The organism is Stenotrophomonas sp. GD03930 (assembly GCF_029839665.1).
GTDB lineage: Bacteria > Pseudomonadota > Gammaproteobacteria > Xanthomonadales > Xanthomonadaceae > Stenotrophomonas > Stenotrophomonas forensis.
The window spans coordinates 2,311,475-2,325,554 of sequence record NZ_JAOCAV010000001.1; the positions used below are offsets into that span (position 1 = coordinate 2,311,475).

At 64.0% G+C, this 14,080-nt stretch carries 13 protein-coding genes; 3 read left to right on the forward strand and 10 right to left on the reverse strand.

Going from position 1 to position 14,080, the window contains the following annotated elements; all coding sequences use genetic code 11:
* Window positions 1-2: 2 nt before the first annotated feature.
* The 8 genes from N5C18_RS10400 to N5C18_RS10435 all read right to left on the reverse strand — a co-directional run bounded on the left by N5C18_RS10400 (window position 3) and on the right by N5C18_RS10435 (window position 8,221).
* Window positions 3-1,241 (reverse strand): ABC transporter ATP-binding protein, encoded by a 1,239-nt coding sequence (locus N5C18_RS10400; protein WP_279944472.1) that lies wholly within the window; start codon window positions 1,239-1,241, stop codon window positions 3-5.
* Window positions 1,238-2,032 (reverse strand): ABC transporter permease, encoded by a 795-nt coding sequence (locus N5C18_RS10405; RefSeq protein WP_049446229.1) that lies wholly within the window; start codon window positions 2,030-2,032, stop codon window positions 1,238-1,240. The genes N5C18_RS10400 and N5C18_RS10405 overlap by 4 nt, the downstream gene beginning before the upstream one ends.
* Window positions 2,025-3,368 carry a glycosyltransferase family 4 protein gene (locus N5C18_RS10410; protein ID WP_049459270.1) on the reverse strand — a complete coding sequence of 448 codons (1,344 nt, stop codon included), beginning with the start codon at window positions 3,366-3,368 and terminating at the stop codon, window positions 2,025-2,027. The genes N5C18_RS10405 and N5C18_RS10410 overlap by 8 nt, the downstream gene beginning before the upstream one ends.
* Window positions 3,369-3,435: 67 nt before the next feature.
* Entirely contained in the window at window positions 3,436-4,608 is a 1,173-nt protein-coding gene (locus N5C18_RS10415) for a cystathionine gamma-synthase (RefSeq protein ID WP_049459266.1), read from the reverse strand.
* A 133-nt stretch (window positions 4,609-4,741) separates the two neighbouring features.
* Window positions 4,742-6,112 carry a pyridoxal-phosphate dependent enzyme gene (locus tag N5C18_RS10420; RefSeq protein WP_004154078.1) on the reverse strand — a complete coding sequence of 457 codons (1,371 nt, stop codon included), beginning with the start codon at window positions 6,110-6,112 and terminating at the stop codon, window positions 4,742-4,744.
* A 302-nt stretch (window positions 6,113-6,414) separates the two neighbouring features.
* Window positions 6,415-6,651 (reverse strand): YdcH family protein, encoded by a 237-nt coding sequence (locus N5C18_RS10425; RefSeq protein WP_004154075.1) that lies wholly within the window; start codon window positions 6,649-6,651, stop codon window positions 6,415-6,417.
* A gap of 323 nt (window positions 6,652-6,974) precedes the next feature.
* Entirely contained in the window at window positions 6,975-7,859 is an 885-nt protein-coding gene (locus tag N5C18_RS10430; protein ID WP_080281838.1) for an OmpA family protein, read from the reverse strand.
* Entirely contained in the window at window positions 7,856-8,221 is a 366-nt protein-coding gene (locus N5C18_RS10435; RefSeq protein ID WP_005415160.1) for a DUF4398 domain-containing protein, read from the reverse strand. Before N5C18_RS10435 ends, N5C18_RS10430 begins: the two co-directional genes overlap by 4 nt.
* A 121-nt stretch (window positions 8,222-8,342) precedes the next feature.
* Between N5C18_RS10435 and N5C18_RS10440 the strand changes: the two genes are divergently transcribed.
* The 3 genes from N5C18_RS10440 (at window position 8,343) to N5C18_RS10450 (ending at window position 12,318) form a co-directional block, all read left to right on the forward strand.
* Entirely contained in the window at window positions 8,343-9,470 is a 1,128-nt protein-coding gene (locus N5C18_RS10440; RefSeq protein WP_004154068.1) for a PilT/PilU family type 4a pilus ATPase, read from the forward strand.
* A 123-nt stretch (window positions 9,471-9,593) separates the two neighbouring features.
* Window positions 9,594-10,877: a putative DNA modification/repair radical SAM protein gene (locus N5C18_RS10445; protein WP_279944473.1), complete on the forward strand. Its 1,284-nt coding sequence runs from the start codon at window positions 9,594-9,596 to the stop codon at window positions 10,875-10,877.
* Entirely contained in the window at window positions 10,858-12,318 is a 1,461-nt protein-coding gene (locus tag N5C18_RS10450; protein ID WP_279944474.1) for a UdgX family uracil-DNA binding protein, read from the forward strand. Before N5C18_RS10445 ends, N5C18_RS10450 begins: the two co-directional genes overlap by 20 nt.
* Window positions 12,319-12,363: 45 nt before the next feature.
* Here N5C18_RS10450 and maiA read toward each other — a convergent pair whose 3' ends face one another.
* Complete coding sequence (gene maiA, locus N5C18_RS10455; protein WP_040009015.1) at window positions 12,364-13,032, reverse strand: maleylacetoacetate isomerase; 669 nt, start codon at window positions 13,030-13,032, stop codon at window positions 12,364-12,366.
* 14 nt (window positions 13,033-13,046) lie between these two features.
* Window positions 13,047-14,036 (reverse strand): fumarylacetoacetate hydrolase family protein, encoded by a 990-nt coding sequence (locus tag N5C18_RS10460; RefSeq protein WP_004154063.1) that lies wholly within the window; start codon window positions 14,034-14,036, stop codon window positions 13,047-13,049.
* Window positions 14,037-14,080 lie beyond the last annotated feature (44 nt).

Consider the following 14,080-nt stretch of genomic DNA (forward strand, 5'->3'; position numbering starts at 1 on the left):
CATCAACGCAGTAGCGTCAACTGTTTGGTGATCGTAATTGCAGGCGGGATCCAAGCACTTCCAACGAAGGTCGGTCGATCGGCATTGGCCACGGTGAACACCATTGCCAGATCACGCCACTGGTAGTTCTTGACCAGGTGCGTTTCGGTACTCGACAGCGCTACAGATATCGAGTAGGAGCCAGTTCCCAGCCCTGCATTGAAGGCAACATCAAAAGCCACGCGCTCCCCCTTTCGAAGGTTCGCGAGGGGTTGTTCAGTGTAATGAGTATTCGTTCCAAAAATCGCCTGTCCCAAGCGATCCCGGATCATGTATCCGAAAACGAGCTGATCAATGTCTTCATTGATGACAACCTCGGCACGAAGTACCACCTCCTGCCCTACCAGCACATACTCAATCGCTCTACCGGTTTCGTCCAGCAGTTTCAATTCCTCGATCACGGCCTCACCTGTCCCGGACTCTGTCACAACGCGCCCCTCCGCATTGGACTCAGAGCGGACGGTGCTGTTCTCCTTTTCGGCGATCAAGGCGTTGTAGTAATCGAAAACCTGCTGAGGCTCACCGTCGAGCACAAGCTTTCCTTGATCGAGCAGCACAGCACGATCGCAAAGTGACTGGACAGCAGTGGGATCATGGGAAACGAACAGCAGCGTCGTTCCAGCCTCACGGAACTCCCGGATCCGCTGGAAGCACTTATGAATGAAGTACGCATCGCCGACAGAAAGCGCTTCGTCAACGATAAGCATATCCGGACGAAAGGCCGTGGCTACACTGAATGCCACGCGCATCTGCATACCACTGGAGTAGGTTCGTACCGGTTCATCAAAGTAGGATCCGATCTCGGCGAATTCCTCGATCGCCGGGAGGGCCCTTTCGATCTCATCAATCGGATACCCCATGAGCCCAGCCGCATGCCTGGCATTCTGGCGACCAGTCAATTCGACATTGAACCCCATGCCAAGCTCAAGAATCGCGGCCACTCTACCCTGAAGATGAATCGCCCCCTCGGTAGGACGAGTCGTACCGGTAATCATTTTCAGAAGGGTGCTCTTACCCGCGCCGTTCTGACCGATGATCCCAACCGCCTCTCCTGGGCCTACCGAGAAACCGATATCCCGTAGAACCCAATGCTCGGATCTGGCCAGGGTAGGAAAACCGAACCACGAAAGCACGCGGGCCCATTCTGAACCCCACTCGCGATATGCCTTGCCTACCTTTTCAACCTTCAGCTGCCCACTCATAGCGAATCCACCATTTCAGCACTGGCACGACGGAAAACAGCGAGTGCGACGCAGGCGACGGCTACCGTTGCAAGAACGAGTCCAGCCAGGTCCCCCCAAAGCGGCGGCCTATTGAATACAAGAACGTTCTGGTAACTGGTAACCAACGGGTATAGCGGGTTGAACTTGAAAAGATCCCGATAGCGATCTGGCAGGATCGCAACACTATAGACAATCGGCGTGAGCCAGAAGAACGCCTGCAGAAAAACGGGGACAATCTGCCCTATATCACGCATGAAGACATTCATCACGCCCAACAGCATGCCCACTGCCATGGAAAGACTCACTGTAATGAGAATCAGCACTGGCAACCACCAGGCTTGCGAACCAGGCATGTGACCCAGGCACAGGAAGACTCCGAATATTGCCGCCATCAACAATAGATTGTTGACCAGCATTGACCCGCCAGCAATTATGGGCAGGCAGATTCTTGGAAACGCCATTTTGCGCAGAAGATTTCCATTATCCACAAACAAGCTGGTGAACTTCCCAAGTGTTTCCGAGAAGAGCGTCCAGCACAGTATTCCTGAAAGCAGATACAGCGCATATGCAAACTTGTTGTCCACGCCAGGAAGCTTGGCCGCCAGCACTTCGCTAAGTATCAAGGCAAAGATGAGCACTTGGACCAAAGGATGAATGATCATCCAAAGCCCTCCCAGCTTACTGCGAACAAAGCGCAGCCGGAGTTCGTTCTTTATCGACGACGCGATGAAGTAGCGATACGCCCAAATAGCCGCAAATGTTTCACGCATTGCCACAACCTCCGTCAGGCTTCTCTTTTCCAGACATTACTTCCGCGATCCTCGCGTTGATCAGGGACGCACACCGCTGCGGCGATAGAACGTGATGAACCTTGGCAGATCCCGCCTTCGCGAGTTCATGACGAAGGTCTGGATCATCCATCAATCGGCGCATATGACGCGCCGCGTCCCGTACATCAGCAGTTGCCCACCGATCGCCAGCCTCATGTGGATATTCTCCCTCGCCCACCATCTCCAACCTGTAGTCGACAAGCGCTGCAGATCCAGCGTCCATGAACTCCATGTTGCCCGACCATCCAGTTGCCATGACAGGCTTGCCAAGCCACATCGACTCAGCCATGCCAAGTCCGAATCCTTCTGCCCGGTGCAAGGAGACATAGACGTCGCAACAGCGTTGCAGTGCGCCAACATGCGCGCCATCAATCAGATCGTCGCGGACCAGGATGCGAGGATCGGACCGGGCCTGATCCAGGAATCGCTGGAAGGCCTCCACATGCCGATGCCCATTGATGGTCTTAAGAAGAAGTCGTACTGATGGATCATCAGGGAAGGCCAGTTTGAAAGCATCGATAGCTGCCTGCGGGTTCTTGCGTGCAATCCAGGAGTTGAAATCGAAGGTGCAAAGGAAGATGAACGAATCTTCTTCGAGGCCGAAGTCCGCGCGAGTGAGCTCACTTGTTCTTGGACCGCCAACCGGTAACGGCACGCAAAGCACCGGCTTGGACGTTACACGTCTGAACGCGCCCGCAACGAACTCCGATGCAACAAGAATCTCGTCGACCCGCTCGATCACAGGCAGCCAACTGGAGGGAATGGTCTCAAGCTCCCAGAACCAGCAAGCGATGAGGTGCTTGTGCTTGAGTCGCTCCGGACCAATCTTCTGGAGGGCCTCCTCGAAGTAGTCCGGGTTCACGAAAATAAGGCTCACGGGATAGGGCGCCACCTCTCCAAGCTGCTGCTGGAGGCTGTCGTCTTGCCATCCATGAGGCAGATCGAGCTCGAGATCGACCAGAGCCACAGGCGTTCCCGCCTCCATCAGTGCCCGAGCATAGTATCGAGCACTTTCCGCCAGACCGAACTGCCCACGAAGATAGCCGAACACATTGATGCCCGCGCGCTCTCCATGCCGGCTTTCGCCGGGCAAATTCTGCAATCCAACTGGCGGCAACTCCACTTTCCAGTTTGGCGTCCGGACAAACCGCGTGTTCTCGCTGGCCTTCAGCGCAGCTCGATGCATGGCGTTCAAGCGGACAGATCTGGGCAGCAATAGGCGTGCCAGCCCTCGCACCATCGGCCGTTGGTAGATCCACATCAGCACCTTGAGCATTGTCATGGACTCAGGTGCCTCTCGAATCTGTAATGGACAGGTCCGCACATAACTGGGGCGCGGCCACTCAACCCAACGCCCGTTCCAGATCCACCTGCAGATCCCCCAGCTCTTCAACACCCACGCTCAACCGCACCAGCGCATCACTGATGCCCAGCTGTTCGCGGCGCGCGACCGGGATCGAGGCGTGGGTCATCACCGCCGGGTGGTTGACCAGGCTCTCCACGCCGCCCAGCGACTCGGCCAGGGTGAACAGCTCGGTCTTCTCGCAGAAACGCTTGGCCGCCTCGAAACCGCCCTTGAGCACGATCGAAACGATACCGCCGTAGCCGGCCATCTGCTTGCCGGCGAGTTCGTGCTGCGGATGCGACGGCAGGCCCGGGTAGATCACCTTCTCCACCGCCGGGTGCTTTTCCAGCCACTGCGCCAGCGCCAGCGCGTTGGCACAGTGCGCCTTCATGCGCAGCGGCAGGGTCTTCAAGCCACGCAGGGCCAGGAAGCTGTCGAACGGACCCTGCACGCCCCCCACCGAGTTCTGCAGGAAGGCCATCTGCTCGGCCAGTTCGGCGTTGTCGCCAACCACCACCATGCCACCGACCATGTCCGAGTGGCCGTTGAGGTACTTGGTGGCCGAATGCAGGACCAGGTCGGCACCCAGGTCCAGCGGGCGCTGCAGCATCGGCGAAGCAAAGGTGTTGTCCACCACCACGATCAGGCCATGGCGCTTGGCGATGGCGGCGACCGCGGCGATGTCGACGATCTTCAGCATCGGGTTGGTCGGGGTCTCGATCCAGACCATCTTCGTCTTCGACGTGATCGATGCCTCGAACGCAGCCAGGTCGGTCAGGTCGACGAAGCTGAAATCCAGCCCGGCGGTGCGCCGACGCACGCGCTCGAACAGGCGGAAGCTGCCCCCGTAGATGTCATCCATCGCCACCACGTGGCTGCCGGCATCCAGCAGTTCGATCACGGTGGAGCTGGCCGCCATGCCCGAGGCGAAGGCGAAGCCGCGGGTGCCGCCTTCCAGCGACGCCACGCAACGCTCGTAGGCGAAGCGGGTCGGGTTGTGGGTACGCGAGTACTCGAAACCCTGGTGCTCGCCCGGGCTGGACTGGGCGTAGGTCGAGGTGGCATAGATCGGCGGCATCACTGCGCCGGTGCTCGGGTCCGGCGACTGGCCGCCGTGGATGGCCAGGGTGGCCAGGGCCAGCGCACGGTCGGTCGAAGAGGAGTTGGACATGTCGTTTCCTGAATGGCGCCGACCTGCGGCGCCGTCAAAGGATCGGGAGTCTACCAGCGGGGCCTTAATGACCTTTGACGCAGATAAACCTGAATTCAGTGGCGATCTGTGACGATCTGCAGGGATCTTCGCCCTACTGCACGCGACGGCGCAGATAGTTCAGCAGGTCGATGCGGGTGATCAGGCCCAGGAAGCTGTTGCCATCCATCACGATCGCCACCTGGCCACGGTCGAACACCGGCAGCAGGGCCTCGATCGGCGATTTCACGTCCAGCCGGTCCAGCTTGCTGACCATCGCAGTGGCGACGGTGTCGCGGAAGCGCGCTTCATCACCATAGACATGCAGTAGCACGTCGCTTTCATCGACGATGCCGACCAGCTGGTCGCCGTCCATCACCGGCAGCTGCGAAACGTCGTACAGCTTCATGCGCTGGTAGGCGGTGGTCAGCAGGTCGTTCGGGCCGATCACCACGGTGTCACGCTGGCCGTACGGGCGCAGGATCAGGTCGCGCAGGTCGCCGTGCTGCGGGCGCTGCAGGAAGCCGTTGTCCAGCATCCAGTAGTCGTTGTACATCTTCGACAGGTACTTGTTGCCGGTATCCGGCACCAGCACCAGCACCTTCTTCGGCGTGGTCTGCTCGCGGCAGTACTTCAAGCCGGCGGCCAGCAGGGTGCCGGTGGACGAGCCACCGAGAATGCCTTCTTTGCCCAGCAGTTCGCGCGCGGTGTGGAAGCTCTCGGCGTCGCTGATGGCATAGGCCTTGGTGACACGGCTGAAATCGGAGATCGACGGCAGGAAGTCCTCGCCGATGCCTTCCACCAGCCAGCTGCCCGACTTGTCGTTGAGGTTGCCCTCATTGATGTACTCGGCCAGGATCGAGCCGACCGGATCGGCCAGCACCAGTTCGGTCTTCGGCGACAGCTTGGCGAACGCGCGCGACAGGCCGGTCATGGTGCCGGAGCTGCCGCAGCCGAACACGATGGCGTCCAGATCGCCGCCCATCTGCTCGAGGATCTCCGGGCCGGTGCCGAATTCGTGCGCGGCCGGGTTGTCCGGGTTGCCGAACTGGTTGATGAAGTAGGCGCCCGGGGTCTGCTCGGCGATGGTCTTGGCCAGGTCCTGGTAGTACTCGGGGTGTCCCTTGGCCACGTCCGAGCGGGTCAGGCGCACTTCGGCGCCCATCGCCTTCAGGTTGAAGATCTTCTCGCGGCTCATCTTGTCGGGAACGACCAGGATCAGCTTATAGCCCTTCTGCTGGGCGACCAGCGCCAGGCCCAGGCCGGTGTTGCCGGCCGTGCCCTCGACCAGGGTCGCGCCCGGCTTCAGATCCCCACGCTGTTCCGCCGCTTCGATCATCGACAGGCCGATGCGATCCTTGATCGATCCGCCCGGGTTGGCGCTCTCGAGCTTCAGATAGAGCTCGCAGACGCCGGTGTCCAGGCGCTGGGCCTTGACGATCGGGGTCTGGCCGATGAGTTCGAGGACGGAAGAATGGATGGGCATTCGGGGGCTGTCGGTTCGCGCCGCACGGGGCAGGACCGATGATTATCCGCTGGATGACGTTGAAATGTCAGGTCGGAATCGGCCTACCCGGCCGCCCACCCCGAAAGAGATGCGGGCGGCCCCGGATCGACGAGGAGACCGGTACCACCCGCATCGGTGAGTTGTGCCTGCAGGCCAAGGCACCACCGCCTGTGGTGCCTTGGCGCGGCCGCCTCATCGGCGGTGCCGCGATGCCGGGGCAGGAGCGCCCGGCGGGGCCATCACTGGCCGGGGTCACGCCGTTCCGGGCGCGACGGGGTGCGTCAAAGCGTGGGGGACGTCATCGGGAGCGGTGTTTCGTACATTCGCAGAAGTCGTTGCTTGGCCAGCAGCTTCTCGCGCTTCATGCGACCCAGGGTGACATCATCGATCGGGAGTACGCCCAACTCCGCGTCCATGCACTTCTTGTTCAACTTGCGGTGCTGGTCATGGAGTGCCCTGAACTCCGGATCACGCGCGCGACGTGCGTCGATCTCGCTCTGGGGCTGATCTTCAAACATGATGGACCTCCTTCGACAGATACACGAACGCCCCGGCCGCAAGGCACGGGGCGTTGTTCATGGAGGAGTGCCGGTCGATGGCCACCTGGACGCCTGCAACGACCTGCGGCACTGGCCTGCGCACGTCGATCTGCTGCGGTTCGCACCCTGCTTGCATCGGCCCGGCCCTCCCATCGTCCGGTCCGCGGCATTGCGTCCCGGACGATTGACCCTACGCCTGCTCCGGGCGGGGTTCAAGCCCCTGCGTCAAAAAGACCGAACCCCGCCGGGGCGGGGTTCAGGCTGAATGCTCATCGCAACGAAAAACAAACAATATCAATCAATTACGGGGCGATGATGACCTCGGCCGAGCGCGCCCGGGTGGAGGCCGCCTTCTTGCCGCTGACCTGGATCCGGTTGCTGGCGACCCCGGCTGCGACCAGGGCGTCGCGCAGCGCTTCGGCACGCTTCTGGCCCACGCCATTGGCATTGTCGTAGGCCTCGATGCGCAGGCGGCCCTTCTTGCCGATGTTCAGGTACTCGGCCAGCGCCTTGGCCTGGTTGCGGGCCCCACCGGACAGGCTGGAGGCGCCGGCGGCGAACGCGTCGCCATTGAAGGTGAAGACTTCGCCACGGCCATCGAACTTCGAGCCCGGCAGCTTCTGCCCGGACACCAGCTCGGCTTCCTCGCGGGCCAGCTTGGCGGCGTTCTGCTGGGCGGCGCTGAGGCGCTGCTGCTGCTTGCCGGCCACGCTGGTCAACGCATTCTCGGCATCCTGGCGGGCCAGGGTCTCGGCCTCGGCGGCCTGGCGCAGGCGCTCGGCCTCCTCGGCCTGCATCTGCGCCTGCATGCGCAGCTGCTCGGCTTCCTGGCGGGCGCGGGCCGCATCGCGGCGGCTGGCCTCGATCAGCAGATCGCTGCGGGTACGTTCCAGGCGGTCGACCTCACGCGCGGCCATCGCGGTACGCACGGCGGTCTCGGCGATCTCCACCCGGCGCTCGGCCAGATAGGTGGCCAGTTCCTGGTCGCGGCGCTTGGCCTTGTCCAGGGTGGCGATCGCCTGCTGGGCCTGCATGCGCTCGAACGCGCCCAGCTCAGCGGTGTCGGGGTTGGCCTGGATGGCCATCAGGCGCTGGCTCAGCTGCGCCACCATCGGGTTGTCGGCGGCCACGGCCAGGGTCGGCAGCGCCAGCAGCGCGGCCAGGGTTGCGGCAGTCATCGGCTTCACCGGCGGTCCTCCCCGGTCGACAGCTGGCGTTGCAGCTGGTTGACCTCGTTGCGGCGCAGCTGCAGCTGTGCGGTGACGGTGGCTTCCTCGCTGCGGACGCGGGCCAGGTCGGCGTCGGCGGCGGCACGCAGGGCCATCGCCGGGGCGTTCTTGCGCTCGCGGCGGTCGCCGGCGGCGCGCTGGGCCTGCTCCAGCCCCTGGCGGGCCAGCCCGATCAGGTCCGGGGCGTACTGGTCGGCATCGGCCTGGGTGGCCTTGTCCACCGCCTGCCGGGCCTGCGCCAGTTCCAGCGCGGCGTCCTGCGCCCAGGCGGGGGCAGACAGTGCGAATGCAAACGCCATCACATACAGGCCATGGCGCATTCGTGCGAAGCTAAGTCGTTTCATTGGGGAGGCCGTACCGGTTGTCGGTTCACGGCCATTGTCGTCAAGCCGACACCGTGCTGGCAACGGGCGTCGGCCGTTTCGTTGGGGAAAATTCGCAATGGATATCGGCTACTTCCTGAAGCTGATGACCGAAAAGAACGCTTCGGACATGTTTCTGACCACCGGGGCACCGGTCTACATCAAGATCGAGGGGAAGCTCTATCCGCTGGGCAATACCGGCCTGCCGCCGGGCATGGTCAAGAAGATCGCCTACTCGCTGATGGATGAAGGCCAGGTGCCGCAGTTCGAGCGCGAGCTGGAGCTCAACATGGCCATCGCCCTGCCCGATGCCGGGCGCTTCCGCGTCAACGTGTTCAAGCAGCGGGGCGAGGTCGGCATGGTCATCCGCGCCATCCGCAGCCGCATCCCGAGCATCGAGGAGCTGAACCTGCCGCAGGTGCTGAAGGACGTCATCATGACCCCGCGCGGGCTGGTGCTGGTGGTGGGGTCCACCGGCTCGGGCAAGTCCACCTCGCTGGCGTCGATGATCGACCACCGCAACAGCACCACCACCGGGCACATCCTCACCATCGAGGACCCGATCGAGTACCTGCACAAGCACAAGATGTCGATCGTCAACCAGCGCGAGGTCGGGCTGGACACCCATGCCTTCCACAACGCGTTGAAGAACGCCATGCGTGAAGCGCCGGACGTGATCCTGATCGGCGAGATCCTGGATGCGGAGACGATGGAGGCGGCGATCGCCTTCGCCGAAACCGGCCACCTGTGCCTGGCCACCCTGCACTCCAACAACGCCGACCAGACCATCGAGCGCATCCTCAACTTCTTCCCGGAAAGCGCGCACAAGAACGTGCTGATGAACCTGGCGCTGAACCTGCGTGCGGTGATCAGCCAGCGCCTGGTGAAGAACAAGGAGGGTCGCCGCCTGCCGGCCACCGAGGTGCTGATCAACACGCCGATGATCCGCGACCTGCTGCGTCGCGGCCAGGTGCACGAGATCAAGGCGGCGATGGAAGGCTCGCTGGAAGAAGGTATGGAGAGCTTCGACCAGTGCCTGTTCCGGCTGGCCAAGGCCGGCGTCATCGATCAGGAGGAGGCGCTGCGCGCGGCCGACTCACGCGATGGCCTTGCGCTGAAGTTCCGCCTGTCCGAAGGCAGCAGCGGCGAACACGACCCGTACGCGGATTTCTCGGCCGGCGCACCCAGCATCACCCACGGCTTCTAGAAAAAGGGGACGGAGGGAATCAAGTCGTAAATGCACTTACGACTTGATTCCCTCCGTCCCCTTTTTCTGAAGGGTTCAGGAGGTGTCTCATCCGATGAGACCTCCCGTCCGTAGGTTTCCTCAATGGAAACCATCCGCAAGCTGGCCATCCTCGCCGATGCCGCCAAATACGATGCGTCCTGCGCCTCCAGCGGCTCGGGGAAGCGTGATTCGCGTGCCAGCGGCGGCATCGGCAGCACCGAAGGCATGGGCATCTGCCACAGCTATACGCCGGATGGCCGCTGCGTATCGCTGCTGAAGATCCTGCTGACCAACTTCTGCGTCTACGACTGTGCCTATTGCGTGAACCGCGTTTCCAGCAACGTGGCCCGCGCGCGTTTCAGCGTGGACGAGGTGGTCACGCTCACCCTGGATTTCTACAAGCGCAACTACATCGAAGGGCTGTTCCTCTCCAGCGGCATCATCCGCAATGCCGATTACACGATGGAACAGATGGTGGAGGTCGCCCGGCGGCTGCGCGAGGAACATCGATTCGCCGGCTACATCCACCTCAAGACCATTCCCGAAGCCTCGCCCGAGCTGCTGGCCAGTGCCGGGCGCCACGCCGACCGCCTGTCCATCAACGTGGAGCTGCCCACCGAGGCCGGCCTGAGTGCACTGGCGCCGGAGAAGACCGTGCACTCGATCCGTGGCGCGATGGGCGAGCTGCGCTGGCGGATCGAGGAAGCCAGGGAGGCGCGCAAGGCACCGGCCGTGCTGGCACCGGCAGTCACCCGCAGCGCGCGGCCGAAGCCGCCGCGTTTCGCACCGGCAGGCCAGAGCACACAGATGATCGTGGGTGCCGATGGCGCCAGTGACCAGCAGATCCTGACCAGCGCCGACAGCCTGTACGGCAACTACCGCATGCGCCGGGTCTACTACTCCGCGTTCAGCCCGATTCCCGATGCCAGCCGGCAACTGCCCCTGCAACCCCCGCCGCTGCAGCGCGAGCACCGGCTGTACCAGGCCGACTGGCTGTTGCGCTTCTATGGCTATGGCGTGGACGAGATCACCGACACCACGCAAGGCGGGATGCTCGATCTGGATATCGATCCGAAGATGGCCTGGGCGATCCGCCATCCCGAACGCTTTCCGGTCGATCTGAACCGTGCCCCGAAGGAAATGCTGCTGCGGGTGCCCGGCCTGGGCGTGCGCAATGCAAAGCGCGTGCTGATGGCGCGCCGTCATGGGCGCCTGCGCGTAGCCGACATCGCCCGCCTGAAGGCACCGATGAGCAAGCTGCTGCCGTTCGTGCTGCTGGCCGACCATCACCCGCGCAAGGCGCTGGATGATCCGGCCGCGCTGCGTGCGCAGCTGGCCCCGCCTCCGCGCCAGGGATCGCTGTTCGATGCACCGCCGGCAGCCTGACGCGCAGCGCTGGTCGCAGCGGGTGGACCCGGCCTGGTCACTGCAGGCCTGGCGCGACGGCGCGCGTGATGCGTTGCTGCGCGGCGTGTCGCCCGAGCAGCTGGACTGGCTCGAAGGCAGCGAAGCGTCGCTGCTGGATGCGCCGCTGGTGCAGCAGGCAGCGGCGCCGGCAGGTGCAACCGCTCCCAACGTCCCGCGCGAATTCCTCGACCTGGCCGCCACCTGCCTGTGCCATAGCGAGCCGCAGCGCCTGTCACTTCTGTATCGGCTGCTGTGGCGGATCACCCATGGCGAACGTGCGGTGCTGACCAACCCCGCCGATGCCGATGTGCTGAGTGCGATGGCACTGGCCCAGGCCGTCCGCCGTGACACGCACAAGATCAAGGCATTCGTGCGCTTTCGCGAGGTTCCGGGCCAGCCCGAGGCGTTCATCGCGTGGTTCGAACCCCAGCACCACATCGTCGATCGGGTGGCACCGTTCTTCGCGCGTCGCTTCACCGGCATGCGCTGGGCCATCCTGACACCCTCGCGCAGCGTCGCGTGGGATGGGCAGGCGCTTGCCTTTGGCCCAGGGGCACGGCGTGAGGACGCTCCGGCCGAGGATGCGCGGGAGGCCCTGTGGCAGACCTACTACGCCAGCATCTTCAATCCGGCCCGGCTCAATACGCGGATGATGATGCAGGAGATGCCGGCCAGGTACTGGCGGCATCTGCCGGAGGCGCAGTTGCTGCCGCGCCTGGTGCGCGATGCAGGCGATCGCGTGCAGGAAATGCATGATCGCCCCGCGCAGCCTCCGCAGCGCAGGATTCCCATGCGTGAAGACGCGGCGATATCGGCCACCGATACCCGCAGCCTGCAGAATCTGCGGCAACAGGCCAGCGCCTGCCGCCAGTGCCCACTGTGGGAGAGCACCACGCAGACCGTGTTCGGCCAGGGGCCGGCCGATGCCGGCGTGATGCTGGTGGGGGAACAGCCTGGCGATACCGAGGATCTGCGTGGCCAGCCCTTCGCCGGCCCGGCCGGGCAGCTGCTGGACCGCGCCCTGGCCGAGCTGGGTATCGATCGCGCCACGTTGTACCTCACCAACGCGGTGAAGCACTTCCACCATGAGCGCCGCGGCAGGACCCGGCTGCACAAGCGTCCGGAAAGCCGCCACATCCAGGCCTGCCGGCCGTGGCTGATGGGCGAGATCGCGCGGGTGCGGCCGCAGGTCATCGTCTGCCTGGGCGCAACCGCGGCAGCCTCGGTATTTGGCCGTGACTTCAATCTGTCGCGCGACCGTGGACGCTGGCACACACTGGAGGATGGCACCCGCGGCTACGCCACCGTGCACCCGGCGTGGGTGCTGCGGCAAGGCGATGACGTACGCCGCGAGAAGGCCTATCGCCTGTTCCGCGATGACCTGGCCCGGCTGCTGCAGAAAGGGGACGGAGGGGACTAAGTCGTTTGTGCCACAGACGACTTAGTCCACCTGTCCCCTCTACTTTCAGGCGGCGTCGGGCTGGTTTTCCGGGCGGGCGCGGTCGAAGGCGTCCAGCGCCTGGCAGGCCGCTTCGATGCGGCGCAGGGTCGGGTACGGCGTCAGGTCCAGGCCGAAGCGGTGGGCGTTGTACAGCTGCGGCAGCAGGCAGAGGTCGGCCAGGCCCGGGCGGTCGCCGTGGCAGAAGGTGCCGGTGTCGCGACTGCTGGCCAGCATCGCTTCCATGGCAGCCAGACCTTCGGCGATCCAGTGCAGGGTCCACTGCGTGCGGGCATCGGCTGGCAGCTGCAGGCTGCGCTCCAGGTACTGCATCACCCGCAGGTTGTTGATCGGATGGATATCGCAGGCCACCAGCTGGGCCAGCGCACGCACCCGCGCGCGGCCGGCGGCGTCGGCCGGCAGCAGCGGCACCTGCGGGAAGCGCTCGTCCAGATACTCGACGATCGCCAACGACTGGGTCAGCGTGTGCCCGTCATGCAGCAGGGTGGGCACCAGCTGCTGCGGATTCAGCGCGCGATAGGCGTCGAGGTGCTGCTCGCCGCCCTCGCGCACCAGGTGCACCGGCCGTGCATCCCAGGCCAGGCCCTTCAGCTCGAGCGCGATGCGCACGCGGTAGGCGGCGCTGGATCGCCAGTAGGTGTACAGCACGATGCCGTCGTCGACCGGGATCTCCATTGCCGCCTCCATGCTCAGGGCTTGGCCGCCTGCTCGATGCGCTGCTCGATCGCACCGAAGATGCTGTTGCCGGCAGCATCGAGCATCTCGATGCGGACCACGTCGCCGAAGGACATGAACGGCGTGCTCGGCTTGCCGTCGCGCAGGGTCTCGACCACGCGCTGCTCGGCGAAGCACGAGGCGCCCTTGCTGGTGTCCTCGTTGGCGATCGTGCCCGAGCCAACGATGGTGCCGGCGCCGAGTGGGCGGGTCTTGGCCGCATGCGCGACCAGCTGGGCGAAGTTGAACTGCATGTCCACGCCTGCTTCCGGCGCGCCGAACCACGTCCCGTTGATATGGGTCAGCAGCGGCAGGTGCACCTTGCTGTCCTGCCAGGCGGCGCCCAGCTCATCGGGGGTGACAAACACCGGCGAGAGCGCCGAGCGCGGCTTGGACTGCAGGAAGCCAAAGCCCTTGGCCAGTTCGCCCGGAATCAGGTTGCGCAGCGAGACGTCGTTGACCAGACCGACCAGCTGGATATGGCCCGCCGCCTGTTCCGGCGTTGCCGCCATCGGCACGTCGTCGGTGATGACCACGATCTCCGCTTCCAGGTCGATGCCGTAGTCCTCGCTGACCACCTTGACCGCGTCACGCGGGCCGTAGAAGCCTGCGCTGGTGGCCTGGTACATCAGCGGATCGGTGTAGAAGCTCTCCGGCACTTCGGCGCCACGGGCACGGCGCACGCGCTCGACATGCGGAAGATAGGCGCTGCCATCGACGAATTCATAGGCGCGCGGCATCGGCGCGGCCAGCGCCTGCGGGTCGAGGTCGAACACGCCGTCGGCGTCGCCGGCGTTGAGCGATTCGTACAGGGCGTTCAGGCGCGGCGCGATGCGGCTCCAGTCCTCCAGGGCCTGCTGCAGGGTGGCGGCAATGCCGGTGGCGCGCACGCCGTGGCGCAGGTCACGCGAGACGACGATCAGGGTGCCGTCGCGGCCGCCTTCCTTCAAAGAACCAAGCTTCATGGGTGGGTGTCCGGAGTCATGGGCAAACAAGTTTCAAGTGTAAT